We start from the raw sequence: 26,312 nt of genomic DNA on the forward strand, positions 1-26,312 counted from the left end.
CGGATGCCCGCGCTGAGAGCAGTCGAGCAGGCACCGGAGCCCGAGCGCCCTGCAGGGGCCGCGGCGAGCCCGTGGCCTCAGCAGCTCTCGCATGCGCCGGAGCTGCGCGTGAGCGACGTGCTCGCGCAGCTCGTTCGCGAGTTTCCGGCCCTCACCCCCTCCAAGCTGCGCTTCCTCGACAGCAACGGGCTCGTGTCACCTCATCGCACAGGAGCGGGCTATCGGCAGTACTCGGCGGCCGACGTGGAGCGCCTGCGCTTCGTGCTGACACAGCAGCGCGACCAGTACCTGCCGCTGTCCGCGATCGCGCAGCAGCTCGCGGACCTCGACGCCGGGCGCACGCACCAGCCGGTGGGGCCACGAGCGGTGGCGCAGACCACGCAGCAGCTCACACGCAGGCAGGTGGCCGAGGCCGCAGGGGTCGAGGAGGACACCGTCGCGACGCTCGAGGCTGCCGGGATCATCGCGCAGTCCGGGCCGGGCCGCTACGAGCGCGCCGTGGTGCCGCTCGTGGTCGCCGGCGGAGCGTATCTCGCGACCGGCGCGGACCCGCGCTCGCTGTCCGCACTCGTGCGCGCTGCAGGTCGCGAGGCGCAGCTGGCCCGCGACGCCGCGCGCCCGCGCCGCGAGCGCGGCGACGACACCACGGCCGATGCGCTGATACGCGAGCGTGCGGATGCGGCGGTCGCCGTCTTCAGTGCTTGGGTCCACGAGCAGATCGACCGATAACAGTGGCACAGGCAACGCCGCGCCCCGCCGGGCGCGGTCGTTGACCGGGTGGGGCCCCCGCTCTACCGTGGTGAACTAGGACGTGACGCAAGGAGAAGCGATGGCTGAGCAGGACGGTCGGGACGCGACACCCGTGCGCGACCAGGGCATTCTGTTCGACGACGGCCTCACTCACCTCGACGAGAACGCGGGCTACCGCGGGCCCACCGCGTGCAAGGCGGCGGGCATCACGTATCGCCAGCTCGACTACTGGGCGCGCACCGGACTGGTCGAGCCGAGCGTGAAGTCCGCGACCGGCTCCGGCACGCAGCGTCTCTATGGCTTCCGCGACATCCTGGTGCTGCGCGTCGTCAAGCGCCTGCTCGACTCGGGCGTCTCTCTGCAGCAGATCCGCACCGCCGTGGGGACGCTGCGCGAACGCGGCGTCGAGGACCTGTCACGCATCACGCTCATGTCCGACGGAGCCTCGGTGTACGAGTGCACGTCGGACGATGAGGTCATCGACCTTGTGCAGGGCGGGCAGGGCGTGTTCGGCATCGCGCTGGGCAAGGTGTGGCGCGAGCTCGAGGGCTCGCTGTCCGCGCTGCCCGCGGATCGCGGCGACGGCCCCGTGGCTGAGGCCGACGGCGTGGACGAGCTCGCCGATCGCCGCGCCAAGCGGTCGACCGCCAGCTGACGCGGAGCATCGACCGCTCGTCGGGGAGCGTGGGTGACGCAATGCCAGAAGACCTGGCAGACTCGAGCGCACCAGCCTGACGAAGGGATGTCGATGTTCTCCAAGGTGCTTGTCGCCAACCGTGCCGAGATCGCGGTGCGCGCCTTTCGAGCCGCCTACGAGCTCGGCGCGCGGACGGTCGCGGTGTTCCCGCACGAGGACCGCATGTCCGAGCACCGCGTCAAGGCGGACGAGGCCTACGAGATCGGCGATGAGGGACACCCCGTCAAGGCCTATCTCGACGTCGAGGAGATGCTCCGCGTCGCCAAGCATGCGGGCGCGGACGCCATCTACCCGGGCTATGGCTTCCTGTCGGAGAACGTCGAGCTGGCCCGCCGCTGCGCGGAGGAGGGCGTCACCTTCATCGGCCCGCCGCCGGAGGTTCTCGCGCGCGCCGGCGACAAGGTCGCCGCGCTCAAGGCCGCTCGCGAGGCAGGCGTGCCGGTGCTGGACTCGAGCGAGCCGTCGAAGGACCGGGACGAGCTCATCGCGGCCGCCGACGGCATCGGCTTCCCGATCTTCGTGAAGGCCGTCGCTGGAGGCGGCGGGCGCGGCATGCGGCGCGTGGAGCGCCGCGAGGATCTGCCCGACGCGCTGGCCGCAGCCATGAGGGAGGCGGACAGCGCCTTCGGTGACCCCACGGTGTTCCTGGAGCAGGCCGTCCTGGGGCCGCGGCACATCGAGGTGCAGATCCTGGCCGACGCGGACGGCAACGTGGTGCACCTCTACGAACGCGACTGCTCGGTGCAGCGGCGACACCAGAAGGTGGTCGAGATCGCGCCTGCACCCAATCTGGACCCTCAGATCCGCGACGCCCTGTGCCGTGACGCCGTCACCTTCGCTCGGTCGTTGGGCTACCGCAACGCCGGAACCGTCGAGTTCCTCGTGGCGACCGAGGGCGAGCGCGCAGGCCAGCACGTCTTCATCGAGATGAACCCGCGCATCCAGGTCGAGCACACGGTGACCGAGGAGGTCACGGACATCGACATCGTGAGCGCTCAGATGCGCATCGCGGCGGGGGAGAGCCTGGAGCAGATCGGGATCCGGCAGGAGGACGTCCGGACCAAGGGCTTCGCCATCCAGACGCGCATCACGACCGAGGACCCGACGAACGGGTTCCTCCCGGACACCGGCCGGATCGTCGCGTACCGCTCGCCGGGTGGGGCGGGCGTGCGCCTCGACGGCGCGACGGGAATGGCCGGCAACACGATCACGGGTCACTTCGACTCGATGCTGGTGAAGCTCACCTGCCGGGGAAGCGACTTCGACATGGCCGTGCGGCGCGCGTCGCGTGCGCTGGCGGAGTTCCGCATCCGCGGCGTCACCTCGAACATTCGCTTCCTCCGTGCCGTGCTGGCGGACGAGGACTTCCGCACCGGGGGAGTGACCACGGCGTTCATCGAGCAGCGCCCGCAGCTCCTCGAGGTGCCGGAGAGCGCTGAGCGCTCCACCAAGCTCCTCACGTTCCTGGGCTACCAGACCGTGAACCGTCCTCACGGCGAGCCCGCAGACGTGGCGCTGCACCCGGCGGACAAGCTGCCGCCGATCGACCTCACCGCGCAGCCGCCGGCGGGGTCGCGCCAGCGCCTGCTCGATCTGGGACCTGAAGGCTTCGCGCGGGACCTGCGGGAGTCCCAGCAGCTGCAGCTCACGGACACGACCATGCGCGACGCGCACCAGTCGCTGCTGGCCACGAGGGTGCGCACCTACGACCTTCTCAAGGCCGCCGGTCACGTCTCTCGCATGACGCCCGAGCTGCTGTCGCTCGAGTGCTGGGGAGGCGCGACGTACGACGTCGCGATGAGATTCCTGTCCGAGGACCCGTGGCTGCGGCTCGAGGATCTGCGCGAGGCGGTTCCCAACATCGCTCTCCAGATGCTCCTGCGCGGTCGCAACACCGTGGGCTACACGCCGTATCCGGACGAGGTGGCTCGTGCCTTCGTCGAGGAGGCGACGCAGACGGGCATCGACATCTTCCGCATCTTCGACGCGCTGAACGACGTGGAGCAGATGCGGCCCGCGATCGAGGCGGTGCGCGCCACGGGACAGTCGGTCGCGGAGGCGACGCTGTGCTACACGGGCAACATGATCGCGCCCGACGAGGACCTCTACACCCTTGACTACTACCTGCGTCTGGCCGATCAGCTGGTCGACGCGGGGGCGCACATCCTCGCGATCAAGGACATGGCCGGGCTGCTGCGGCCTGCCGCCGCCTACATGCTCGTGTCCGCGCTGCGCCAGCGCTTCGACGTGCCGATCCACCTGCACACGCACGACAGCGCGGGCGGCCAGACGGGCACGCTGCTCGCCGCCGCGGAGGCCGGCGTGGACGCCGTCGACGTGGCCAGCGCCGCGATGGCCGGGACCACCTCGCAGCCGCCCATGAGCGCCCTCGTCGCGGCGCTCGAGCACACCACCCGCGACACGGGAGTCTCGTTGACGGCGGCGCAGGACCTCGAGCCCTATTGGGAGGCGGTGCGCAAGCTCTACGCTCCGTTCGAGTCCGGGCTGCCGGGTCCCACGGGGCGCGTGTACCGACACGAGATCCCCGGCGGTCAGCTGTCGAACCTGCGCCAGCAGGCCATCTCGCTCGGACTGGCGGACAAGTTCGAGCAGATCGAGGACACGTACGCGGCCGCCGACAGGATCCTCGGCAGGCTCATCAAGGTCACGCCCTCCTCGAAGGTGGTGGGCGATCTCGCGCTGCATCTCGTGGCCAAGGGTGCGGACCCGGACGACTTCGAGGCCAACCCCGGCAGCTATGACCTGCCGGACAGCGTGATCGGCTTCCTGCAGGGCGAGCTGGGCGATCCGCCTGGCGGCTGGCCCGAGCCGTTCCGCACCAAGGCGCTTGAGGGCCGGCCCCAGTCCAAGCCCCGGGCGGAGCTGAGCGACGACGACCGCGCCGTGCTCGCATCGGCCGGTCCCGATCGGCGCAGGCGCCTCAACCACCTCCTGTTCCCAGGACCGGCGGACGACTTCGACGCCGCCGTCGACGTCTATGGCGACATCTCGGTGGTCGACACCTTCCACTACCTGTACGGCCTCACCGTGGGCAGCGGCGAGGAGGTGAACATCGAGCTGGACAAGGGCGTGCGGATGATCGTGTCGCTCGAGGCGCTGGGCGAGCCCGACTCGCACGGCGAACGCACGGCGATCTTCAACTACAACGGCTCGATACGTCCGGTCCAGGTCCGCGACGAGGCGGCCGCGGTCGACGTCGTGGAGCGCGAGAAGGCCGATGCCTCGGTGCCGGGACAGGTGGGATCGCCGTTCTCGGGATCGGTGGCGGTGACCGTGTCCGAGGGCGACGAGGTGGCCGCAGGGCAGACGGTCGCACTGATCGAGGCGATGAAGATGGAATCCGCGATCACCACGCCCGTGGCCGGCACCGTCGCGCGCATCGCGATCGACGGCGCGCAGACGCTCGGCGGGGGAGACCTCATCCTGGTCGTGGAGTGAGTCCCACAGGAGCGGTGCGTCCTGCGCTGCGCAGCGACGCCGCGGATGTCTGGGCGCTTCTCGAGGGTCTCGTGCTCGGCGGCCCTCCCGAGCGGGCGTTGTTCGACCGGACCTTCCCGACGCTCACGGCGGACGACGCAGTGGCGCTGCTGGTTCACGAGGGCGGCGGGGGAGAGGTGGACGGCTACGTCCACGCGCTGACCAGGCCGAGCCTGTACGCGAACGGGCCCGTCTGCTGGGTGTCGGAGCTCATGGTCGCGCCAGGCGCGCGGCGACGGGGAACGGGAGCGGCGCTCATTCGCGCCGTCGAGGAGTGGGCGAACCTCCGGGGGTGCCGGGAGGTCACGCTCGCGACGTCCAGGGCGCGCGAGTTCTACGAGGCCATCGGCTACGACGCCACCGCGCAGTACCTCAAGAAGCGCATGCCGCAGGTGCCGGGGACGTAGGTCCCTGCTGACGCTGCCGGCAGGAGGCGACACTTGAATCACACGATTCAGGGAGGTCGTCATGAAGGTTCTGGTCGCCACAGGCTCCAAGTACGGCTCCACGCGCGAGCTCGGTGCCGTGATCGGCGAGGTGCTGCGCGAGGACGGCTTCGAGGTCGACGTCGAGGACGCGTGCGACGTGCTGAGCGTGACGTACTACGACGCCGTCGTGATCGGCAGCGCCGTGTACGGCGGGCTGTGGCGCCGTGACGCCGCCGAGCTGATCCGCGACCACCTGATCGAGCTGCGCCACCGGGAGGTGTACATGTTCTCCGCGGGGATGGAGACCGTGGTGCGTCCAGGGCAGCGTCTCGACGAGGCGGACGCGCTCGCGACGGACGTGGGGGCGCGCACCCACCAGCGCTTCCCCGGCGCCCTGGACTACGACCGGCTGAATGTGGGGGAGAAGGCGATCATCCGCGCGCTGAACCCGCCCAAGGGCGACTTCCGCGACTTCGCGGCCGTGCGCAAGTGGGCCGGGGACGTCTCCGCGCAGCTGCGCGCCGTGGCCTCGGTCTGACGCGCGGTCGCGCCGCTTCGGTGCTGCGATCAGGCCGCATCGGTCCACACGTCTGCGTTCTCGGACGGCCGATGCCGTGGTCGCGGGTGCGTGTGCCTCGCAGGCTGCTGCTCTCGCGCGGCGTCGACGCGCTCTCCGCGGGCACGTCCGGCCAAACTGACATAATGTGCATTATCGGCGTTACGCGCAGACGGCGTCAGGAGTGTGCCGTTACCGCTTGGGCGGCGCCGGAGGCACGTCTCCCAGCGCTTCCGCCAGCGCCGTGAGCCCGCGCGTGAGCAGCTCGCGGTCGTCCGCGCCCATGAGCTCGAGGATCGCGCGCTCATTGTCGATGTGCGCCTGATGGACGGCGTCGCACACCGCGCGGCCCGCATCCGTCAGGAGCACGTGCACCACACGGCGGTCGTCCTCGTCGCGCACGCGCTCGACGAATCCTCTCGCCTCGAGCCTGGTGATGCGATGCGTCGTGGTCCCCGACGTGATCATCATGGTCCGATCGAGCTCGCCGGCCGTCAGCGAGTACGGCTGTCCAGATCGCCTCAGCGACGCGAGCACGTCGAACTCCCATGACTGCAGGTCGTGCTGGGCGAACACCGCGTCGAGCCGGACCTGGACCAGCGCGGCCATGCGCGACAGCCGTCCGATGGTCGCCATGGGCTCCACGTCGATGTCCGGGCGCTCCTCGCGCCACTGCTGGACGAAGTACTCGACCGCATCCATGTCCTGCCTCCGGAATATCTTGACATCAAGATGTGCTTGTATATCTTGATATCAAGATACAGGAGTCCCCCATGAATCGCACGCCCCTCGTCCTCGCCACCGCCGTCGCGCCACTGCTGTGGGGAACCACCTACCTCACCACCACCGAGCTGCTTCCCCCTGACCGTCCGTTGCTCGCCTCGGTAGTGCGCGCGCTCCCTGCCGGGCTGGTGCTGCTGGCCCTCACGCGCACTCTCCCCCGGGGCGTGTGGTGGTGGCGATCGCTGCTCCTGGGCGCGCTGAACATCGGCGCCTTCTTCGCCCTGCTGTTCGCCTCGGCGTATCGCCTTCCTGGCGGGGTGTCCGCGACCCTGGGCGCGGTGCACCCGCTGATCGTCGCCGCGCTCGCCGTGCTCGTGCTGCACGAGCCCGGACGCCGCCGCACCTGGATCGCCGCGGGCATGGGACTGGCGGGCGTCGCCATGCTGGTGATGACCCCTGGCGCCTCGGTCGACGCGGTCGGCGTCGCTGCGGGCCTGCTCGCCGGCGCCTCGACCGCGTGGGGCGTGATCCTCACCAAGCGCTGGGGACGGCCGGTGGGACTCGTGGCGTTCACCTCCTGGCAGCTCATCTGGGGCGGCCTGCTCCTGGTGGTGCCGATGCTCGCGCTCGAGGGCCTGCCCGCCCGGCTCAGCGTCCACCATGGCATCGGCTTCGCGTGGCTGATGACCGCAGGAGCGATCGTCTCCTACCTCCTGTGGTTCCGCGGAGTGCTCGCGCTGCCCGCCTCGCAGGTGAGCGTCCTGACCTTCCTGGCGCCACTGACCGCCGCGCTCCTGGGCTGGGGGGTGCTGGGCGAGACGCTGTCGCTCGTCCAGTTCGCGGGCGCGCTCGTGATCCTCGGCTCGGTGCTGGTGAGCCAGCTCCGCCCCCGATCCCGCCGCACCCTGGATCCCGCCTCGCCCGGCTCCCGGCACGGGCGTGGAGACCTCTCCGATCACGGTCTCCGGCGGACGGCGACTGCCGGGTCGAGACACCGCCGGCATCGCTCGGGCCGCACGGCCACCACCCCTCCGGCATCACGGAACGCCAGGCACAGGCGAGCCACCGGAGCGGCCCCTCGACGTCGCGGCTGAGGCGGCGGCGAGCCTCATCCGGCCGGGCCGGGACGTCGGTCGCTAGTGCCGGCCGTGCGCGAGCTGGCCGAGCTCGGCGGCCACCGTGGCGAGGGCTGCTGCCGACACACGATGGAAGGCCCAGCTGCCCCTCTTGTCCCTCTCGACGATCCCCGCAGCAGCGAGCTGGCGCAGGTGATGTGAGACAGTTGGCTGACTCAGTCCCAGCGGCTCCTCGAGATCGCAAGCGCACACGGAGCCGTTCGCGGCGAGGATCTGGACGATGCGCAATCGTGTGGGGTCCCCCAGCGCCTTCAGGCGGGCAGAGAGGCTCGCGACGTCCGCGTCGGGAAGCACGAGCGGTGCTCCCGGGACGCACACGGCGGGCTCGGCGAGAAGACTCTCCCCTGGTGTCATGCTCGTCAGGCTAGTTCACCACATCGACATCTGTCGATATTGACATTCGTCGATATTGCCGCCACGCTGACCGCATGAGCGACTCCAAGCCCTCCGTGATCTTCGTGTGCGTCCACAATGCCGGGCGCTCCCAGATGGCCGCCGGCTACATGGCGCACCTCGGCCAAGGACGCGTCGAGGTGCGCTCCGCCGGCTCGATGCCCGCAGACCAGATCAACCCGGCTGCGGTCGAGGCGATGCTCGAGGAGGGCATCGACATCCGCGCGGAGCAGCCCAAGGTCCTGACCCCCGAGGCCGTGCAGGCCTCCGATGCGGTGATCACCATGGGCTGCGGAGACGCGTGCCCCTACTACCCAGGGAAGCGCTACGAGGACTGGAAGCTCGACGATCCCGCCGGGCAGGGCGTGGAGGCCGTGCGCCCCATCCGGGACGAGATCCGCGGACGGGTCGAGGCCCTGCTGGCCGATCTGCTCGCGTGAGGACGCAGCACCGCCGGCTGCTCGGCGAACTGATCGGATCCGCGGGCCTCGCCGTCGCGGTGATCGGCTCGGGCATCATGGCAGCGAACCTGAGCCCCTCCGACGTGGGACTGCAGCTCCTCCAGAACTCCTACGCGACCGCGCTCGCGCTCGCCGTGCTGATCGCGGTGCTCGGGCCGGTCAGCGGCGCCCACTTCAACCCCGTCGTCTCCCTGGCGGAGAGGGTCCTCGACCGCGACGCTCGCACTCCGGGCGAGACCGCTGCCTACATCGTCGTGCAGGTCCTCGGCTGCTCGCTTGGCGCCGTGCTGGCGAACCTCATGTTCGATCTCGCTCCCGTGACCATCGCGACCACCGAGCGCGCGGACCTGCCACGACTGCTGGCCGAGGTGGTCGCCACCGCTGGCCTCGTCACGACGATCTTCGTCCTGGTACGCGCCGGCCGTGCCGCGCTGGTGGCGCCCGCCGTGGGCGCGTACATCGGCGCCGCGTACTACTTCACCAGCTCGACCAGCTTCGCGAACCCCGCCATCACCGTGGGACGCATGCTCTCCGACACGTTCGCCGGCATCTCCCCTGGCTCCGTGCTTCCCTTCGTGGTCGCACAGCTCGTCGGAGCCGCTCTCGCCGTCCTCGTCGTGCGCGCCCTCGCGCCCGCATCGGCCGTTCCCACGAGTGGGAGCGTCACGCAGGGAACATCGTCCCCGGCGTAAGCGTTCCCTGAGCGCAGGCACCACCCCGCCTGCACTGGAGAGGGAGGCTGACATGGCTGATCGAGCATTGCGCGGCATGCGACTGGGAACCCAGAGCATGGAGACCCCGGCGAACGCAGAACTGGCGGAGCGCAAGGACGTGCACTACGACTGCCCCAACGGGCACGTGCTGACGTTCCCCTTCTCGGTCGAGGCCGACGTCCCGTTGTCGTGGGAGTGCCACTGCGGAGCGCTCGCGCTCCTGCGTGACGGCGACCGCGCCGAGGTGAAGGACGAGAAGACCCAGCGCACCCACTGGGACATGCTCCTCGAGCGTCGCACCATCGCCGAGCTCGAGGACCTGCTCGACGAGCGCCTGGAGCTGCTGCGCGCCGGCCGCATCGGCTGACCCGCCTACCCCGACGTCTTCGAGAACGCGCGACGCACCTGCGTCGCGCGTTCTCTCATTCCCCACGCCGTCACCTTGACGAGCGCCTCGCGGATGATTGCGCCTGACATCTTCGATGTCCCGTGCTCGCGCTCCACGAAGGTGATCGGCACCTCGACCACGCGCCCGCCCGACTGCAGCACCCGCCAGGCCATGTCGATCTGGAAGCAGTATCCCTGGGACTCCACGCCGTCGAGGTCCAGCGCGCGCAGGGCCGATGCACGGTAGGCCCGGAACCCGGCCGTCGCGTCTCGCACGGGGATGCCGAGCAGGATCCGCACGTAGGTGTTGGCTCCCGTGGACAGCGCACGCCGATGCGCCGGCCAGTTCTCGACAGCTCCGCCGGGCACCCATCGAGAGCCGATCGACAGGTCCCACTCCCCCGGAGCGGACAGCACGCGCGGCAGGTCCTGCGCGCGATGCGAGCCGTCCGCATCCATCTCGACCAGAACGTCGTAGCCGCGCTCGAGTCCCCACGTGAACCCCGCGCGATACGCCGCGCCCAGGCCGTGCTTGCCCGGCCGGTGCAGCACGTGCACCTGCGGGTCGACGGCCGCTTGAGCGTCCGCCCAGGCGCCCGTGCCGTCCGGTGACGCGTCGTCGGCCACCAGGATGTCGACGTCGGGACACGCTGCACGCACCGCATCGACCTGGAGCGGGAGGGACTCGCGCTCGTTGTACGTGGGGATGATGACGAGGGTGCGCGTCACCACTCGTACCTGTTGCTCAGGCGACGTGACACGGCGGCGATCGCGAGGCCGGCTGCGCCGATCAGCGGTGCCCACTCCCACAGCAGCCGCAGCCGCACCGCGGGTGTGATGGTGTCTCGCAGCGCCACCTCCGCGTACATCTGCTCGGCGGTGAACAGCCCGGTCTGCTGGCTGACGCGACCACGCGCGTCGATCACCGCGCTCACTCCCACGGTCGACGCCTGCACCGTCGAGCGTCCGGTCTCGATGGCGCGCAGGCGGCTCATCGCCAGCTGCTGGGTCGACTCCGCCGTCTCGCCGAACGACGCATTGTTGGTCTGCACGATGAGCACCTCGGCTCCCGTGCTCACCGCGCCGGTCACGATGGGGTCGTAGGCCACCTCGAAGCAGATCACCGTGCCGATGGTCACGGTGCGTTCGAGCGCGGGCACCGGCAGGGTCATGACGGCAGGATCGTCCCCGGGCAGCACGTCGTGCGTGACGCGGTCGACCTCGGGCGAGAAGCGGCGCGCGAAGTCTCGGATCGGGATGTACTCGGCAAAGGGTGCAGGGCGCTGCTTGGCATAGGTGTCGAGCACGGTGCCGGAGGGCGCCCAGAGCAGCGACATGTTGTAGCGGCCGTCCTCCGGAGAGTAGTCGTTGGTGCCCAGCAGCAGCGGCGCATCGGCCGCTTGAGCGGACTGGGTGACCAGGGCGGCGGACTCGGGATCGGTGCGCGGGTCGTAGTCGGAGGAGTTCTCGGGCCACACCAGCAGGTCGATGGGACCGGGGTCGTCCTCGACGAGCGCGAGGCTGCCGTCACGATGGTTGGTGGTCACCTCCCTCGCCTGGGCGAACGCGTCGAGCCCTTCGTTGGGGACGTTCCCCTGGACGATGCCCAGCCGCAGGGTGCCGCTGATGGGCTGAGCGCTCAGCGGCAGCAGCATGCCCACGGACAGTGCCACCACGCCCAGCAGCGGAGCGGCGATGCCGGTGACCAGGCGCTTGCGCAGGAGTGCCTCGATGCCGCCTCCCAGGAGCCCGCCTGCGCAGGCAGCGACGAAGGACACCAGCGCAGCTCCACCGAGCCAGGCCATCGAGGCCACCGGCACGTCGAGCTGCGAGAACGCGAGCCGTCCCCATGGGAAGCCGCCGAACGGCACGATCGAGCGCAGCTGCTCCATGCCGGCCCACAGCAGGGCGAACGCCGGCGCTTCGAGCCACACCCCGCCGCGGATCATCCCGGAGCGGCGCACATGCGCCCACGCCGCGCCGAACAGGCCGTAGAACGCCCCCGACGCGATGGCCAGAGCGAGCCACGGAACGAGGCCCACGGCGACGTTGGCCCACCAGACGTGAGGAAGCATGAAGGCGCTGCCGAACACCCAGCCATAGAGGAAGCCGCCCCATGCGCTCGCGCGCGCCAGGCACAGCCACAGCGCCGCCAGCGCGACGAAGGCCAGAGGCCACCAGCCCAGGTCGGGGAATGCGGCGGACAGCGCGAGGCCGCCCAGGGCGGCGAGGCTCAGGCGCAGCAGGAGTGACACGGGACAAGCCTAGGCGCGGCCGGCCGATGCTCGGGCCAGGCGCCGCGCGGGGCGCGCCAGGTGCGCGTCGCGCCGAGCCGCAGCTCCCCCGCTGTCAGTAGGCGACCACGCCCCGGCGCATCGCGTCGATCGCGGTGCGGGCGCGCTCGCGCACCTGCTGCTCGGGTGCGGACTGGGCGACCTGGTCGAGCACGTCGATCACCTGCTTGCACCAGCGCACCATGTCGCCGGGAGCGATGTCCGTGTCTGCGAGCACGGCGTCGAGCCCCTTGCCCTGCGCCCATCCGTGGATGGGGCCCACGATCCCCCAGTGCGGCGCGGGCAGGTCAGGAAGGCCCTTGGCCGACTGGAGATCATCGATGCGCGACCACACGCGCTGGCTCTCCGCCAGCGCCAGACCGAGCACCCCTCGTGGTCCCCCCGGCACGCGTGGCGCGCGGACGTCGTCCTCGCGGCGGCCGCGATAGAGCAGGGAGGACACGGTGGCGGCGAGCGCGGGCGGGTGCAGGTCCTTCCACACCCCGGTCCGCAGGCACTCCGCCATGACCAGGTCGTTCTCGGAGTACAGCGTGCGCAGCGTGGTGCCGGCGCGAGTCACGCTCGTGGAGCCGCCCTCTCCGTCGAGGTACCCCAGCTCGCGCAGGACGTCGCATCGGCGGTCGAAGACCTTCGCGATGGAGCCGGTTGCGCGAGAGATCTCGCCCATCACGCGGTCGCGGTCCCGCTGCGCTCGGAAGTGCCTCTCCGCCCACCGAGCGTGGTCCTCGCGATCCGGACAGCTGTGGCATGGGTGTGACGCCAGCCGCCTGCGGAGCTCCTCGACCTCGGCGCCGCTACCCGCGCCGGCGCCGCGGGCGCGGCGGCTCGACGGCGTCTCGAACGTGTTCTTGGCGCTCGCGACCACCTGGCCCAGCTCCCTGCGCGCACGAGCGTCGCGGTGATCGAAGCCCTTGGGCACGCGCACGCGGCCCACCGGCTCGACGCCGTGGTGCAGCTCGGAGATCGCGAGGCGGTACGAGCGTCCCTGGGTGGACACCACCGTGGGACGTGGCGCCTCGGTGTCGCCGTCGGGCTCGACGACGACGGACAGCCCCGCGCGCTTGCCGCCACCGACCCGGACCACGTCGCCACGTCCAAGGCCCGCGAGCATCGACGCCGTGGCCTCTCGGCGGCGTCTGGAGGAGGCCTTCGACGCGTTCTTCTGGAGCCGGTTCAAGCGCTCCCGCATCGCGGCGTACTCCATGAAGTCGCCCTTGTCGCACTGCGCCGCCTCCCGGAAGCCGGCGAGCGTCGCGTCCAGGTCGCGTGCCTTGCGCGCCTTTCCCACCACGGACTGGTCCGCCTGGTACTGCGCGAAGGACAGCTCGAGCAGCTCGCGGGCCTTGTCGACGCCCGACTGCCCCACGAGGTTGATCGTCATGTTGTAGGACGGCTGGAAGCTGCTGATGAGCGGGTAGGTGCGCCGAGACGCCAAGCGACCCAGCTGGGCGGCGTCGAAGCCTGGATGCTCGACCACGACCGCGTGGCCCTCGACGTCGATGCCGCGCCGTCCGGCCCGGCCGGTGAGCTGCGTGTACTCCCCCGCCGTGAGGTCCTGGTGCGCCTGGCCGTCCCACTTGACGAGCTTCTCGAGCACCACCGAGCGCGCAGGCATGTTCACGCCCAGAGCCAGGGTCTCGGTGGCGTAGACGACCTTGATCAGCCCTGCGGCGAACAGCTCCTCCACGACCTCCTTGAACAGCGGGATCATGCCGGCATGGTGGGCGGCGATCCCGGCCTCGAGGTGATCGCGCCAATGGGTGAAGCCCAGCGCGCCCAGGTCCTCGGTGGGCAGCCCCGCGCAGCGCTCGTCCACGATCGCCGCGATGCGCGCACGCTCCTCGTCGGACGTGAGCCGCAATCCGGAGGCTCGGACCTGGTCGACGGCGTCCTCGCAGCCTGCACGCGAGAACACGAAGACGATCGCGGGCAGCAGTGCCTGGCGATCGAGGACGTCGACCACCGCGAAGCGTGGAGGCGCGCGCCGGCCCTGGGGACGCTTGCCACCCTTGGACGGACGCCGGCCGCGGTACCGCGTCTCGGACTCGTGTCGCTGGCGCCGGGTGATCGCCTCGAGCTCGGGGTTCAGCCGCGGCGTGGGGCCTGGGGCGAGCGGGTCGACGCCCGGAGCGTAGAGGTCGAAGATCCCCTCTCGCACCATCACGTGCGGCCACAGCGGCACGGGACGACGCTCCGACACGATCACCCGGGTGTCCCCGCGCACCTCCGTGAGCCAGGCGCCGAACTCCTCCGCGTTGGACACGGTCGCGGACAGCGCGATGATCGCGGTCTTGGCGTCGAGATGGACGATCACCTCCTCCCACACGGACCCGCGGTACCGATCGGCCAGGTAGTGCACCTCGTCCAGCACCACCACCCCGAGCGTCGCGAGCGTGGGGGACGCCGCGTAGATCATGTTGCGCAGCACCTCCGTGGTCATCACCACGACCTGCGCCTCGGAGTTGATCGACGTGTCACCGGTGAGCAGGCCCACGCGGTCCTCTCCGTACACGCGACGCAGCTCCGCGAACTTCTGGTTGCTGAGCGCCTTGATGGGCGTCGTGTAGAACGCCTTCTCGCCACGCTCCACGGCATGCCGGACGGCGTACTCCCCCACGATGGTCTTGCCAGCTCCCGTGGGTGCCGCCACGAGCACCGAGTGCCCATCCGCGACCGCGAGGCAGGACTCCTTCTGGAAGTCGTCCAGCGGGAAGCTCAGCGAGGCCTCGAAGTTCGCCAGGTCCTGGTGCCGGGACCGCGCCTTCGCCGCTGCGAAGCGCTCTGCTGGAGAGCTCATGCCTCCAGGCTATCCGGCGCGACGCCCATCACCGTCAGCGCGCCGGGTTCGACCCGGATGTCCAGCGGCGCCGCTCCCACGAGCTCGCCATCCGCGAATGCGGCCGGCAAGGCGGCTCCGACATCGCTGGGCGACAGTCTGATGCGCGTGCCGGAGACCACGCGGCAGCGTGGGTCCTCGAGATGCGAGCCGTCGGCCAGGCTCGGGAAGATCCGCGCGACGGCGACCGCGCTCATGGGCTCCGCGAGGACCAGCTCGAGCCGACCGTCGGCCAGGTGGGACCGAGGGGAGATGCGCAGGCCGCCGCCGAACACCGGCCCATTGGCGACCGCGACCAGCGTGCACCGCTGCTGCCAGCGCTCGCCGTCCACCTCGACGCTGACCCCATAGGGCTTGAAGCGGGTCAGCTCGCGTGCCGTCGCCACCTTGTACTTCAGCGGGCCACGGGGAAAGGTGAGGCGGTTGGCGTACGACGACACGGCGGCGTCCAGGCCCGCGGAGAGCACCGCGGCGAAGTAGCGCCGGCCGTGCGCATCGGCGACGCCCGGGCCATCGACGCGACCCAGATCCATCCGGGCCCTGGCACCCTCGAGTCCACGTTCGATCGCGCCCACCGACGCCTCGATGTCGTGCAGCGGCAGCCCCAGGGACGTCGCGACGTCGTTGCCCGAGCCGGCGGCGACGATGCCCAGCGGCAGGCGCGAACCCGCGCAGGCCTGGATCCCCAGGTGCACCATGCCGTCCCCGCCCACGACCACGAGCGCGTCGAGGTCGCGATGCCTGCGCCGTGCCTCGGCGAGCGACGCCGCCCAGGAGCCGCGCGACAGGTCCTGCACCTGGTGACCGCGGGTCGCGAGCAGCGCGAGCGCCTCGGCGCCCCACCGCGCTCCCCTCCCCGACCCCGATGTCGGATTGGTGATCACGCCCAGGGTGCTCATGCGGCGTCGCGTCGCCTCACGAGGCGGCCCCGCAGGGCGCCCACGCCGATCGCGCCGAAGTACAGCCCGCACATCGGCACCGCCATCGCGATCATGGTGATCGCGTCTGGCGTCGGAGTCATGATCGCGGCGAAGGTGAACATCACCAGCACCGCCCACCGCCAGCCCTTGAGCCAGGTGCGGGGCGTCACGACGCCGGCCCAGGACAGCGCCACCATGATCACGGGGAACACGAATGCCAGGCCGAAGGCCAGCAGCAGGCGCATGGCGAAGGTCATGAACATCTGGGCATCGAGGAAGTTCGACGCGCCCTCGGGCGTGAAGCCGGTGAGGATCTCGACCGCGTGGGGGTAGACCCACCACGCGAGGTACACGCCGGCAAGGAACAGCGGGATCGCGGCGAGCAGAAAGCCCACGGTGTACTTCTTCTCCGTGCTCTTGAGGCCGGGCGCCACGAACGCCCACAGCTGGTAGAGCCACCACGGGGAGGACAGCACGACGCCGATGAACAGCGACACCTTGATCTGCATGTCGATGGCGGTGGCGAGGCCAGCGAAGTTGACGGAGACGAGCGCGTCGTCGCGCTCGGCGGCCTGCAGCACGGGCTCCTGCAGCGCCTCGAAGACGGGGGTGTAGAAGAACCACCCGACCACGGCGCCGATGGCGATGCCGATCGCGGCCAGGATCACACGGTTGCGGAACTCGCGGAGGTGACCTCCCAGCGACATCCGCCCCTCAGGGTTGGTGCGGCGTCGCGCCCTACTTGCCACGCGTCTCGTCGTCGGAGGGCGTGGCGGGCGACACGTCGCTGCTCGCAGAGCCGGCGCTGTCGTCCCCGTCCTTCTTCGCCTCGTCATCGTCGGAGGTCAACGACTTGGCCTCGTCCTTGAGGATGTGGAGCGACTTGCCGACGCTGCGGGCAAGCTCAGGAAGCTTGGGCGCACCGAACAGCAGCAGGATCACCACCAGCAGGACGACGATGTGCCATCCACGCAGCGCTCCCATGACTCCTCCTCCGGTTGGTGACTTGCGGGTCAGTCTAGTCGCCCTGTGCGGCGATCACCGCACCGGCGTGGCGCGCGAGCTCCTCGCGCAGGGTCACCGGCTCGACTCGCAGCAGGTGCGGCGCGACCGTCAGCAGGCGCGCGGCCGCCCATCCGGTGTCGCTCACGCCGAAGGTCGCCGTGGCGCTGTCGCCGTCGTCCTCGACCGCGACGCCTGCGATGTCCTCGAAGGCCCAGCGCGCGCTACGGCGCATGGTGACCGTCGCGTTGTACTGCGGCTCGAGGCTGAAGCCGTGCTCGGCAGAGGCCGGCTGCGTGGCCGCGTCCGCGAGCTCCTCGGCATCCGCGAAGCGCGACAGCCGTAGTGTCCGGTACCCCTGCGCCTTACGGCACCAGCACTCGACATAGCCGATTCCGTCGATGGCCACGAGCCGGTGTGGCTCGATGACGCGCTCCGTCCGATGGTCCTGCGCATCGACGTAGTCGGCGCGCACCGCATGCCCACGGGTGATGGCCCCCGCGAGCGTGTCGCGGAGGGCGGGGTCGACCGTGTCACCGCCGGGGAGCACCGTGACGGGCGCCGCACCACCGAACGCCACGCGGATGCGCTCGAGCAGGTCCACCGCGCCCTCGGGCGCCGTGCCGGCGGCGATCAGGGTGGCGAGCGCGCCCGTGAGGGCCACCGCCTCCTGGCCGCTCAGCCGCACCTGAGTCACGCCCTGCGCGTCACGCAGCACCGCGAGACCCTCGTCGAGGGCGTCGAAGTCGAAGTCCAGGTACTCGTCGGGGAGGTACGGCGGGACGCCGCTCATCCCGAGCGTCCACAGCTCCTGGGTGACCTTCGCCTGGGAGACGCCGAAGTGCTCGGCAAGCACGGCCACGGGCGTGGCGCCGTGGCTCTCCAGGTAGGCGACCATGCCCAGCATGCGCACCAGCCGGTCGCGCGAGGTCTCAGCCACGCGCCACCTCCAGTGCCGCACGGGCGTGCTCGATCACGGAGGTCGCGAGCGACTCCGGCGACACGATGCGTGCTGCGCCGTTCATGGACAGCACCTCGGAACGCAGCACGTCCGCGTGGCGGTAATCCACCTCGAAGAGCTCCCATCCGTCGCGCGCACCCGCTGGACGTCCGCGCCTGCGCACGGCATGACCGGCCTCGGGCCGGACCGCCACCACGGCAGTCGACACCTCCGCCTCGTCGGCGAGCGAGCCCAGTGACACCGTCGCGGGCCGTTCGAACGCCTCGGGCTCCCCGACCAGGCGCACCGTGCCCAGGATCCTGCCGAGGCGGAACACCCGCGAGTCCTCGGCGTCCACGTCCCACCCCACGAGGTACTCGAGACCGGCACGCATCACGATGGTCCACGGCTGGACCGTGCGCACACGCGTGTCAGAGCTCGCGGACGCGTACTCGAAGCGCACCGACTGCCGTTCGGTGATCGCCTCGGACAGCGTGGCCGTCGCCTCGACGCCCACGGTGGTCGACATTCCGCCGTACGGCAGTCGCGGCCCCTGGCCGTGCGCGACGGACGAGATCAGCTTCGCGTAGCCCTGACGCGCGTCCGCCGCCATGGATCGTCCCGACCAGTACTCGACCGCCAGCGCGAGCACGGCAGCATCCTGGAGGCTGAGGTCCAGCTCCGGCATCGCCATGTCACCGTCGATGCGGTAGCCCAGGTCGTTCTGATGGGTGGGATCCGTGATCGTGCGCAGCGGGATCCCCATCCGCCGCAGCTCGTCCTTGTCGCGTTCGAACATGCGCTGGAAGGACGCGTCGGCGCGCTGACGCTCCTGTGCCGTGGCGCCCGCCGGCACCGCGTCGTAGCCTTCCACGCGGTCGCGGATCTGCTCGCGCGTGAGCCGGTGACGCGTCGCGCTCAGCGCGATCATGAGATTCAGGCGTCGCTGCTCGGCGGAGGTCTCGGACATCTACAGGCGCACCGCCAGCAGCTCCGTGGTGAGGATCCCGCGCCCGCCGGCCGCATACAGCTGATCCATGATCTGGTTCGCCTCGCTGCGGGGGATCATCACCCGGACGGCGTGCCAGTCCTTGCCATGCAGCGGCGTCACCGTGGGCGCCTCGAAGCCGGGAGTGACGGCGATGGTCGCGTCGAGGTGCTCGTTGGGGACGTCGTAGTCCACGAGGACGAACTGGCGTGCCATCAGCACGCCTCGCAGACGGCCAGTCAGCACCGCGAGCTCCTCGTCATCCACGTCGGGGCCCTTGATGAGGATCGCCTCGGACTTGAGCAGCGGCTCGCCGAAGATCTCGAGCCCGGCGGCACGCAGCGTGGTGCCGGTGGAGACCACGTCCGCGACCACGTCGGCCACGCCGAGGCGGACCGAGGACTCCACCGCGCCGTCCAGGCGCACCACGGTCGCCTCCACGCCGAACGACTTCAGGTGGTGCTTCACCAGGCGCGGGTACGAGGTCGCCACCCGCTTGCCGTGGATGCCCTCGATGCTGCTGACGGCATCGGCGGGAGCGGCGTACCGGAACGTCGACGCGCCGAATCCCAGCTCGAGGTGCTCGGTCGCCGCGGCGCCCGAGTCGAGCAGCAGATCACGGCCCGTGATGCCCGCGTGGACCGTGCCCGAGCCCACGTAGACCGCGACGTCGCGCGGGCGCAGGAAGAAGAACTCGACCTCGTTGCGGGGGTCGACCAGGACGAGCTCGCGCGGGTCGCGCCGCTGCTTGTAGCCGGCCTCGCGCAGCAGCGTGGCGGCGGGCTCGGACAGGGAGCCCTTGTTGGGAACGGCGATGCGGAGCACGGATCTCCTTCAGAACGGGTGTGCGGTGTCGGTGAGGTTCACAGGTGACGGTAGACGTCGTCCGGCGTCAGGCCCTTGGCGATCATCATCACCTGCGCCCAGTACAGCAGCTGCGAGATCTCCTCGGCGGCTTCGTCGTCGGACTGGTACTCAGCGGCCATCCAGGACTCGGCGGCCTCCTCGACGAGCTTCTTGCCGATCGCGTGGACGCCCTTGTCGAGCGCGGCGACGGTGCCTGATCCCTCGGGGCGCTCGGCGGCGCGCGCGGCCAGTTCCTCGTACAGCTGCTCGAACGTCTTCACGGGAGTCAGCCTAGGGCAGAACGCCGGAGCGTGGCCCCGCGCCACGGCGTGCGGCCGATGCGCGGGTCCCGTGCCCTCCTCAGGTGAGGGCGCGCAGCGTGAGGGCCGTGTCGAGGGCCGCCTCGACGGCCTCGGCGCCCTTGTCCTCCTTGGAGCCCTCGAGGCCCGCGCGGTCGAGCGCCTGCTGGACGTCGTCGACGGTCAGCACTCCGAAGCCCACCGGCACCCCATGGGTGCGGGCGACCTCGGTGAGGCCCATGGTGACGGACTCGCACACGTACTCGAAGTGCGGCGTCTCGCCCTGGACCACGACTCCCAGCGCGACCACCGCATCGGCGCCGCGGCGAGCGAGATGCTCCGCCACGACCGTGAGCTCGAACGCCCCGGCGACGCGGGTCACGCGGTGCCTGGCGCCGGCAGCCTGGGCTGCGCGGACGGCTCCGTCGACCAGACCGTCCATGACGTCGGTGTGCCAACGGCTGGCCACGATCTCGACCGTGAGTCCACGGCCGTCGACCTGGATCGCCGGTGCTCCGTCGCCGCTCATGCGTTGTCTCCCAGCAGGTGGCCCATGCGCTCGATCTTAGTGCGCAGGTACGCGGCGTTCTCGGGGTGCTCGCCGAAGTGATGGGGGATGCGCTCGGACACCGAGACGCCGGAGGCCCGCATCGCCTCGACCTTGGCGGGGTTGTTGGTCATGAGCCGCACCTCGGTCATGCCGAGGCTGTGCAGGATCGCTGCGGCCGCGCCGTACTCCCGTCGGTCCACCGGGAAGCCCAGGTCCGTGTTGGCGTCGACGGTGTCGCGGCCTGCGTCCTGCAGGGCGTAGGCCTGGATCTTGCCCAGGATTCCGATTCCGCGGCCCTCGTGCCCACGCAGGTAGACCACGGCGCCGCCTTCGATCGCGACACGCGCGATGGCAGCGTCCAGCTGCGGGCCGCAGTCGCAGCGCTGCGAGCCGAACGCGTCGCCGGTGAGGCACTCGGAGTGCACGCGCACGATGGGAACGGCGCCAGCGGGGACCGGCGCCGTCAGCGCCACATGCTCCTCCCCGGTGCGAGCGTCCCGGAACGCGCGGATGGTCACCTCGCCGTGCTTGGTGGGCAGGCGGGCGTCCCCCGACGCGACCACGCGGTGGGGAGACGGCTCGATCGGCTCGGGCTGGTCGCCGATGTGCCGGCGATACTCGATGAGCTCCTGGATGGTCATGAAGACCAGGCCCTCGGTCTCCGCGATCGTGGTCGCGTCACCGGTGCGCATCATGGTGCCGTCGTCGTTCACCATCTCCGCGATCACTCCCACAGGCTCGAGTCCGGCCAGACGGCACAGGTCCACGGCGGCCTCCGTGTGGCCGGGCCGGTGGAGCACTCCCCCGGCGACAGCGCGCAACGGAAGGACGTGGCCCGGACGGATGACGTCGTCGACGCCGGCCTCCGGATTGGCGAGCACCTGCAGCGTCGTGTGCCTGTCCGCCGCGGAGATGCCCGTGGTCACGCCTGCGGCGGCATCCACGGAGACCGTGTACGCCGTGCGGCGGGGGTCCTGGCTGTTCGGAACCATCAGCGGAAGGTTGAGGGCGTCGGCGCGTGGGCCCGTCATGGGCGCGCACAGGTACCCGCTCGAGTGGCGGATGCCCCACGCGACCCATTCGGTGGTGGTGGTCTGCGCCGCCATGATGAAGTCCGCCTCGTTCTCGCGGTGTCGCGAGTCCGCGACCAGCACGGGCTTGCCGTCGCGCAGGTCCGCGAGGGCGCGCTCGACCAGCGCGATGGTCTGCGCGTTCATGACCGCGCCGCCAGCATCGACTCGACGTACTTGCCCATGACATCGACCTCGACGTTAACGTGGTCGCCGAGGGCGAGGCCGCCCAGCGTGGTGTCAGCGAGGGTGGTGGGAATCAGCGACACGGTCGCGTGCGAGCCCTCCAGCGCAGCGACGGTCAGCGACACGCCGTTCAGCGCGATCGAGCCCTTGGGCACCACGTAACGCACCAAGTCCGCGGGCAGCGCGAAGGTGAAGTCGTCCCAGTCGGCCTGCGAGTCGCGACCGACGAGCTCTGCCTGGCCGTCGACATGGCCCTGCATGATGTGGCCGCCCAGGCGTCCGTCCGCTCGCAGCGCGCGCTCGAGGTTGACCGTGCGCCCCGCCTCCACCTCGCCCAGCGTGGTCGTCGTGCGGGTGATGCGCATGACATCGGCGAGCCATGCGTCCTCGCTGTGACCAGCGACGGTGAGGCACACTCCGTCGACGGCGATGGACTCGCCGTGCACAAGGTCCGAGCCGATGCCCGCCGAACGGATGGTCAGCTGCGAGCGAGCGCCGTCGTCGACGACCTCCACGACAGTGCCGACCGCCTCTACGATGCCGGTGAACATCACAGTCCTCTCGAGAAATGGGCGGTCACAAGGATATCCGCGCCCAATGGTTGAAAGTTCACGTCTTGCCCCCTCAACGCGCTGGACATCGTCCCGATTCCCAGGTCCTCGATGGCGCTCGGACCGGCCCCGAGGAGCGCAGGAGCGATGTACGCGTTGACCTCGTCTACCAGGCCCTCACGCACGAGCGCTGACAGCACCGTGGGGCCGCCTTCCACCACGAGGGTGCGCACCTCGCGCGCGTGCAGGATGGCCAGCGCCTCGTGCGGATCGCGGGTCCGCAGCGCGATCGCGTTGGCATCGCGCCACACCTGCGCACCCGTGGTCTCCGACTGGCCGATCACGGCACGCAGGGGCTGGTGGGCGGACTCCTCTCCACCGGGCCGTGCGGACAGTCGCGGATCGTCGGCCCTGACGGTGCCGGTGCCCACCGCGATGGCGTCCACGCCCGCCCGCACGTGGTGCGCGTGATCCCGCGCCTCGTCACCGGTGATCCACACGCTCGTGCCATCGGCGGCAGCCATGCGGCCATCGAGCGTGGAGGCCCACTTCGCGATCACGTACGGGCGGCGCAGCCGCATCGCGGTCACCCAGCGCCGGGTGAGGGCCGATGCGCCAGCGTCCGGCACGTGCACCGCAGGGATGCCCCGCTCGTTCAGCACTGCGGCACCGCCGCTCGAGGCATCACCGGGATCTGGCACGGCGTAGCGCACCTGTGCGACGCCCGCCTGTGTCAAGGCGTCGACGCAGGGGCCCGTGCGGCCCGTGTGCGCGCATGGCTCCAGGGTCACCACCGCGGTGGCGCCACGAACATCGCGACCGGCGGAGCGCGCATCTGCGATCGCCGCCACCTCCGCGTGCGGTGTGCCCGCCCCTCGATGCCATCCCTCCCCCAGCGTGGTCCCGTCCTCCGCGATGATCACGCATCCCACGCGCGGGTTCGGGCCGTGCTCGGGGCCGCGCGCGGCGATCGTGACGGCTCGCGCCAAGGCGGCCTGGATGGCCGAGTCGTCAGGCATCGTCGCGCGCCTGGCGAGCAAGATCTCGCAGTGCCTCGATCTCGGCACGCCGGTCCTCGGCGCCGTAGACGGCCGATCCTGCCACGAACACGTCGCATCCGGCCGCCGCCGCCTGGCCGATCGTCTCGCGAGAGATGCCGCCGTCGGTCTGGAGCCACAGGTCGTGGTCGACCTCCGAGGCTGCGGCGCGCAGCCGCTCGAGCTTGGGCATCATGTCCGGCATGAAGTCCTGGCCGCCGAAGCCTGGCTCGACGGTCATCACCAGCACCATGTCGAACTCGGCGAGCCGATCGATGACGACATCCGCCGATGTCCCCGGCTTGAGAGCGACCGATGCGCGCGTACCCAGTCGTCGCAGCTCTCGCGCGATCGCCACCGGATCCTGAGCGGCCTCGTAGTGGAAGGTCACCGAGGATGCTCCGGCCTGCGCGTAGCGGGGCGCCCAGTGGTCGGGGTCGTCGATCATCAGATGCACGTCGACGGGCATGGGCGCCACCTGCACGACCCGCTCGAGGACGGGCAGCCCCACGGTGAGGTTGGGGACGAAGTGCCCGTCCATCACGTCGAAGTGGAGCCAGTCCGCGTTGTCGACGGACACGATGTCCCGTTCGAGGTTCGCGAAGTCGGCGGACAGGATGCTCGGAGCGATCTGGATGCCCATGCCTAGGAGCCTAGCGGCGCGTCGCGACCGCGCTCATCGCCGCCATGACCCGGCACTCATGCCGGCGCCGTCAGCAGCGCGATGAACATCGCATCGGTGCCATGGACGTGGGGCCAGAGCTGTGCGTGCCGATCGGTGCCGAACGTGCGGGGCTCGGCGCCGCTGAGCCCCGCCAGGACGGCAGGGGTGTCAAGCGCGGACAGCGACGAGCCCTCGATGACCGCCGTGGTCTCGGACACCACGGGCGAGCAGGTGACGTAGGCGAGCACGCCTCCTGGCTTGAGAAGCGCGGTCGCGGCGTCGAGCAGCTCGCGTTGGAGCGTCGCGAGCTCGGCGACGTCCTCCTTCTCGCGCCGCCACCGGGCCTCGGGCCGGCGTCGCAGCGCTCCCAGTCCTGTGCAGGGGGCGTCGAGCAGGATCCGGTCGTAAGGCCCGCCCTCCCACGTGCGGCCGTCGCCCACGTGGACGGACACCACGCCCTCGGGGACCGCGCGGACGGAGTCGCGCACCAGCTCGGCACGGTGCTCGTGGAGCTCGAGCGCATCCAGCGTCGCGCCGTCGCGCGCGGCGAGCGCGCCCAGCAGTGCCGCCTTGCCGCCGGGCCCGGCGCACATGTCGAGCCAACGCTCACCGCTCTCGACCGTCCTCGCGGCCACCAGCGCCGCTGCAGAGACCTGACTGCCCTCGTCCTGGACGGCGGCGCGTCGCTCGCGGACCGCCTCGATGTCGCCTGGCGCTCCCCCGGCGAGAGTCACGCCGTAGGGCGACAAAGGGGTCGCCTCGGCCCCCTCGATGGCTTCCACGAGCACGTCGCGATCCACCAGGCCCGGACGTGCGACCAGCGCCACGGCCGCCGGCGTGTTGTCCGCGACCAGCAGCTCCTCGATCTCGCCGGCGCGGCCACCAGCGGCGAGAGCCTGCTCGAGCTCGGCCACGACCCACTCCGGGTGCGAGTGGCGTGTGGCGAGGGCTTCGCGGGAGGTGCCGGAGGCCACGACGGCGAGCCACGCGTCGGCGTCGCGCTCCGTCACCCGACGCATCACGGCGTTGGCGAACTTGGCTGCCCCGACTCCCGCGTGACGACGGGCCTGCTCGACGGTCTCGTTGACTGCCGCGTGCGCGGGCACGCGCATCGCCAGAGCCTGATGGATGCCGAGCCACAGTGCGATCCGCACCGAGTTGTCCACGGCCTCCGCCGGACGCCGCGCAGCCGAGGCGATGACGGCGTCGTAGAGCTTCTCCATGCGCAGTGCGCCGTAGGCGAGCTCGGTCGCGAAGGCCGCGTCCCGGCCGGTGAGGCCCGCGCTCGCGAGGATGCGCGGCATCGCGAGGTTCGCGTATGCCGAGTCGTATACCACGGCCTCGATGCACTCGAACGCCGCCTGGCGTGGGGTGGGCGGGCGCTTCGCGGCGCCGGGCAGGCCTTTGTTCTTGCGCTTGGTGCTCATGCGTCTCCCAGGATCGAGGGCTCAGGAATGCGGGCGCCGCGCCACCAGGCGGCCGCCTCGGTGCGGGTCTTGCCCGCAGGCTGCACCCAGGTCAGCTCCACGGGGTGCCCGCCCGTGCCGACCAGCACGGCACCGTCGCGCTCCGCGACCTGGCCTGGCACGGTGGTCGCGAGGTCGTCCCTGACGCGCACGGGGCCCAGCTTGAGCGGGCTGCCGTCCGGGAGCGTGGTCCACGCGCCGGGCGCGGGGGTGCAGCCGCGGATCTGCCGGTCCACCACGTGCGCCGGGCGGTCCCAGCGCACGTACGCGTCCTCGCGCGAGAGCTTGGCGGCATGGCTGACGCCGTCCGCGGGCTGCGCGATGGGCGCAGCCGCTCCCACCGCCAGGGCCTCCACCGCCTGGACCAGCAGGGGTGCGCCGATCACGGCGAGTCGCTCGAGCAGCGTCCCGGCGGTGTCCGAGCGCCGAATCGTCTCCGTGACGCTCCCGATCACCGGACCGGTGTCCATGCCTGCATCCAGCAGGAAGGCGCTCGCGCCGGTGATCTCGTCGCCAGCCATGATCGAGCGCTGCACGGGCGCGGCGCCGCGCCACGCAGGCAGCAGCGAGAAGTGGAGATTGACCCATCCGGTCCGGGTGGCGTCGAGCAGGGCTGGGCGCAGGATCTGACCGTACGCCACCACGGCCGCGACATCGGCCTCGAGCGCTGCCATGGCGGCGATGAAGTCCGGATCCGAGGCCCGCTCGGGAGTGTGCACGGGCCAGCCATGCTGGACGGCGAACTCCTTGACCGGGGATGGGTGCAGAGACCTTCCACGGCGGCCACGGGAGTCGGGCTGGGTCACGACGGCGACGATCTCGTGCTGCGCTGCGAGTGCCTCGAGGCTGGGGATCGCGATCTCGGGGGTGCCGGCGAAGATGAGACGCATGCGCCCATCGTAGGGCGGCGGCGACGGCGCG

At 71.0% G+C, this 26,312-nt stretch carries 28 protein-coding genes; 9 read left to right on the top strand and 19 right to left on the bottom strand.

Annotated features, from left to right (window positions below; all coding sequences use genetic code 11):
• The first annotated feature begins 3 nt into the window (after positions 1-3).
• The 5 genes from ftsR to Dac01nite_RS06640 all read left to right on the top strand — a co-directional run bounded on the left by ftsR (position 4) and on the right by Dac01nite_RS06640 (position 5,911).
• Entirely contained in the window at positions 4-729 is a 726-nt protein-coding gene (gene ftsR / locus Dac01nite_RS06620; RefSeq protein WP_203654717.1) for a transcriptional regulator FtsR, read from the top strand.
• A gap of 100 nt (positions 730-829) precedes the next feature.
• Positions 830-1,405: a MerR family transcriptional regulator gene (locus Dac01nite_RS06625; protein ID WP_203654725.1), complete on the top strand. Its 576-nt coding sequence runs from the start codon at positions 830-832 to the stop codon at positions 1,403-1,405.
• A gap of 93 nt (positions 1,406-1,498) precedes the next feature.
• Positions 1,499-4,906 (top strand): pyruvate carboxylase, encoded by a 3,408-nt coding sequence (locus Dac01nite_RS06630; protein ID WP_203654727.1) that lies wholly within the window; start codon positions 1,499-1,501, stop codon positions 4,904-4,906.
• Positions 4,903-5,352 carry a GNAT family N-acetyltransferase gene (locus Dac01nite_RS06635; protein WP_203654729.1) on the top strand — a complete coding sequence of 150 codons (450 nt, stop codon included), beginning with the start codon at positions 4,903-4,905 and terminating at the stop codon, positions 5,350-5,352. Before Dac01nite_RS06630 ends, Dac01nite_RS06635 begins: the two co-directional genes overlap by 4 nt.
• Positions 5,353-5,413: 61 nt before the next feature.
• On the top strand, positions 5,414-5,911 hold the full coding sequence (locus tag Dac01nite_RS06640; protein WP_203654731.1) for a flavodoxin domain-containing protein: 498 nt from the start codon (positions 5,414-5,416) through the stop codon (positions 5,909-5,911).
• Positions 5,912-6,121: 210 nt separating this feature from the next.
• Here Dac01nite_RS06640 and Dac01nite_RS06645 read toward each other — a convergent pair whose 3' ends face one another.
• Positions 6,122-6,631 (bottom strand): MarR family winged helix-turn-helix transcriptional regulator, encoded by a 510-nt coding sequence (locus Dac01nite_RS06645; protein ID WP_203654733.1) that lies wholly within the window; start codon positions 6,629-6,631, stop codon positions 6,122-6,124.
• Positions 6,632-6,702: 71 nt separating this feature from the next.
• Between Dac01nite_RS06645 and Dac01nite_RS06650 the strand changes: the two genes are divergently transcribed.
• Positions 6,703-7,746, top strand: a complete 1,044-nt coding sequence (locus Dac01nite_RS06650; protein ID WP_203654735.1) for an EamA family transporter — start codon at positions 6,703-6,705, stop codon at positions 7,744-7,746.
• A 42-nt stretch (positions 7,747-7,788) separates the two neighbouring features.
• Here the strand turns inward: Dac01nite_RS06650 and Dac01nite_RS06655 are convergent, their stop codons facing one another.
• A complete protein-coding gene (locus Dac01nite_RS06655) occupies positions 7,789-8,142 on the bottom strand; it encodes an ArsR/SmtB family transcription factor (RefSeq protein WP_203654743.1) in 354 nt (117 codons plus the stop codon).
• A gap of 74 nt (positions 8,143-8,216) precedes the next feature.
• Here Dac01nite_RS06655 and Dac01nite_RS06660 point away from each other — a divergent pair, with 74 nt between their 5' ends.
• Genes Dac01nite_RS06660 through Dac01nite_RS06670 form a run of 3 tightly spaced genes read left to right on the top strand, consistent with a single transcriptional unit; the run spans position 8,217 to position 9,722 of the window.
• On the top strand, positions 8,217-8,621 hold the full coding sequence (locus Dac01nite_RS06660) for an arsenate reductase ArsC (RefSeq protein WP_203654745.1): 405 nt from the start codon (positions 8,217-8,219) through the stop codon (positions 8,619-8,621).
• The gene (locus tag Dac01nite_RS06665; RefSeq protein ID WP_203654747.1) at positions 8,618-9,334 is read left to right on the top strand and encodes an aquaporin; all 717 of its coding nucleotides are present in this window, start codon (positions 8,618-8,620) and stop codon (positions 9,332-9,334) included. Before Dac01nite_RS06660 ends, Dac01nite_RS06665 begins: the two co-directional genes overlap by 4 nt.
• Before the next feature lie 52 nt (positions 9,335-9,386).
• Positions 9,387-9,722, top strand: coding sequence for an RNA polymerase-binding protein RbpA (locus Dac01nite_RS06670; protein ID WP_203654749.1), 336 nt, complete (start codon positions 9,387-9,389; stop codon positions 9,720-9,722).
• Positions 9,723-9,727: 5 nt separating this feature from the next.
• Here the strand turns inward: Dac01nite_RS06670 and Dac01nite_RS06675 are convergent, their stop codons facing one another.
• From Dac01nite_RS06675 to fmt, 17 genes are all read right to left on the bottom strand, one after another.
• A complete protein-coding gene (locus Dac01nite_RS06675) occupies positions 9,728-10,474 on the bottom strand; it encodes a polyprenol monophosphomannose synthase (protein ID WP_203654751.1) in 747 nt (248 codons plus the stop codon).
• A complete protein-coding gene (gene lnt, locus Dac01nite_RS06680) occupies positions 10,468-11,997 on the bottom strand; it encodes an apolipoprotein N-acyltransferase (protein ID WP_203654753.1) in 1,530 nt (509 codons plus the stop codon). The genes Dac01nite_RS06675 and lnt overlap by 7 nt, the downstream gene beginning before the upstream one ends.
• Positions 11,998-12,091: 94 nt before the next feature.
• Positions 12,092-14,833, bottom strand: a complete 2,742-nt coding sequence (locus tag Dac01nite_RS06685) for a DEAD/DEAH box helicase (protein ID WP_203654755.1) — start codon at positions 14,831-14,833, stop codon at positions 12,092-12,094.
• Positions 14,830-15,771 carry a diacylglycerol/lipid kinase family protein gene (locus Dac01nite_RS06690; protein ID WP_203654762.1) on the bottom strand — a complete coding sequence of 314 codons (942 nt, stop codon included), beginning with the start codon at positions 15,769-15,771 and terminating at the stop codon, positions 14,830-14,832. The genes Dac01nite_RS06685 and Dac01nite_RS06690 overlap by 4 nt, the downstream gene beginning before the upstream one ends.
• A complete protein-coding gene (gene tatC, locus Dac01nite_RS06695) occupies positions 15,768-16,499 on the bottom strand; it encodes a twin-arginine translocase subunit TatC (protein WP_203654771.1) in 732 nt (243 codons plus the stop codon). Before tatC ends, Dac01nite_RS06690 begins: the two co-directional genes overlap by 4 nt.
• Positions 16,500-16,530: 31 nt before the next feature.
• The gene (gene tatA, locus Dac01nite_RS06700; protein WP_203654773.1) at positions 16,531-16,776 is read right to left on the bottom strand and encodes a Sec-independent protein translocase subunit TatA; all 246 of its coding nucleotides are present in this window, start codon (positions 16,774-16,776) and stop codon (positions 16,531-16,533) included.
• A gap of 34 nt (positions 16,777-16,810) precedes the next feature.
• Entirely contained in the window at positions 16,811-17,734 is a 924-nt protein-coding gene (locus Dac01nite_RS06705) for a helix-turn-helix transcriptional regulator (protein ID WP_203654781.1), read from the bottom strand.
• Complete coding sequence (locus Dac01nite_RS06710) at positions 17,727-18,704, bottom strand: helix-turn-helix transcriptional regulator (protein ID WP_203654789.1); 978 nt, start codon at positions 18,702-18,704, stop codon at positions 17,727-17,729. The genes Dac01nite_RS06705 and Dac01nite_RS06710 overlap by 8 nt, the downstream gene beginning before the upstream one ends.
• Complete coding sequence (gene hisG, locus Dac01nite_RS06715; protein WP_203654791.1) at positions 18,705-19,547, bottom strand: ATP phosphoribosyltransferase; 843 nt, start codon at positions 19,545-19,547, stop codon at positions 18,705-18,707.
• A gap of 38 nt (positions 19,548-19,585) precedes the next feature.
• Positions 19,586-19,849, bottom strand: coding sequence for a phosphoribosyl-ATP diphosphatase (locus Dac01nite_RS06720; protein ID WP_203654793.1), 264 nt, complete (start codon positions 19,847-19,849; stop codon positions 19,586-19,588).
• A gap of 79 nt (positions 19,850-19,928) precedes the next feature.
• Positions 19,929-20,396, bottom strand: a complete 468-nt coding sequence (gene ribH / locus Dac01nite_RS06725; protein ID WP_203654795.1) for a 6,7-dimethyl-8-ribityllumazine synthase — start codon at positions 20,394-20,396, stop codon at positions 19,929-19,931.
• Entirely contained in the window at positions 20,393-21,634 is a 1,242-nt protein-coding gene (gene ribA, locus Dac01nite_RS06730) for a GTP cyclohydrolase II (protein ID WP_203654797.1), read from the bottom strand. Before ribA ends, ribH begins: the two co-directional genes overlap by 4 nt.
• The gene (locus Dac01nite_RS06735; protein WP_203654799.1) at positions 21,631-22,224 is read right to left on the bottom strand and encodes a riboflavin synthase; all 594 of its coding nucleotides are present in this window, start codon (positions 22,222-22,224) and stop codon (positions 21,631-21,633) included. Before Dac01nite_RS06735 ends, ribA begins: the two co-directional genes overlap by 4 nt.
• Positions 22,224-23,243 (bottom strand): bifunctional diaminohydroxyphosphoribosylaminopyrimidine deaminase/5-amino-6-(5-phosphoribosylamino)uracil reductase RibD, encoded by a 1,020-nt coding sequence (gene ribD, locus Dac01nite_RS06740; protein WP_203654801.1) that lies wholly within the window; start codon positions 23,241-23,243, stop codon positions 22,224-22,226. The genes Dac01nite_RS06735 and ribD overlap by 1 nt, the downstream gene beginning before the upstream one ends.
• Positions 23,236-23,904: a ribulose-phosphate 3-epimerase gene (gene rpe / locus Dac01nite_RS06745; RefSeq protein WP_203654803.1), complete on the bottom strand. Its 669-nt coding sequence runs from the start codon at positions 23,902-23,904 to the stop codon at positions 23,236-23,238. The genes ribD and rpe overlap by 8 nt, the downstream gene beginning before the upstream one ends.
• 56 nt (positions 23,905-23,960) lie before the next feature.
• Positions 23,961-25,352 (bottom strand): RsmB/NOP family class I SAM-dependent RNA methyltransferase, encoded by a 1,392-nt coding sequence (locus Dac01nite_RS06750; RefSeq protein ID WP_203654805.1) that lies wholly within the window; start codon positions 25,350-25,352, stop codon positions 23,961-23,963.
• Positions 25,349-26,281 carry a methionyl-tRNA formyltransferase gene (fmt, locus tag Dac01nite_RS06755; protein WP_203654807.1) on the bottom strand — a complete coding sequence of 311 codons (933 nt, stop codon included), beginning with the start codon at positions 26,279-26,281 and terminating at the stop codon, positions 25,349-25,351. Before fmt ends, Dac01nite_RS06750 begins: the two co-directional genes overlap by 4 nt.
• Positions 26,282-26,312: the final 31 nt, after the last annotated feature.

Source organism: Demequina activiva (assembly GCF_016862815.1).
Classification (GTDB): Bacteria; Actinomycetota; Actinomycetes; order Actinomycetales; family Demequinaceae; genus Demequina; species Demequina activiva.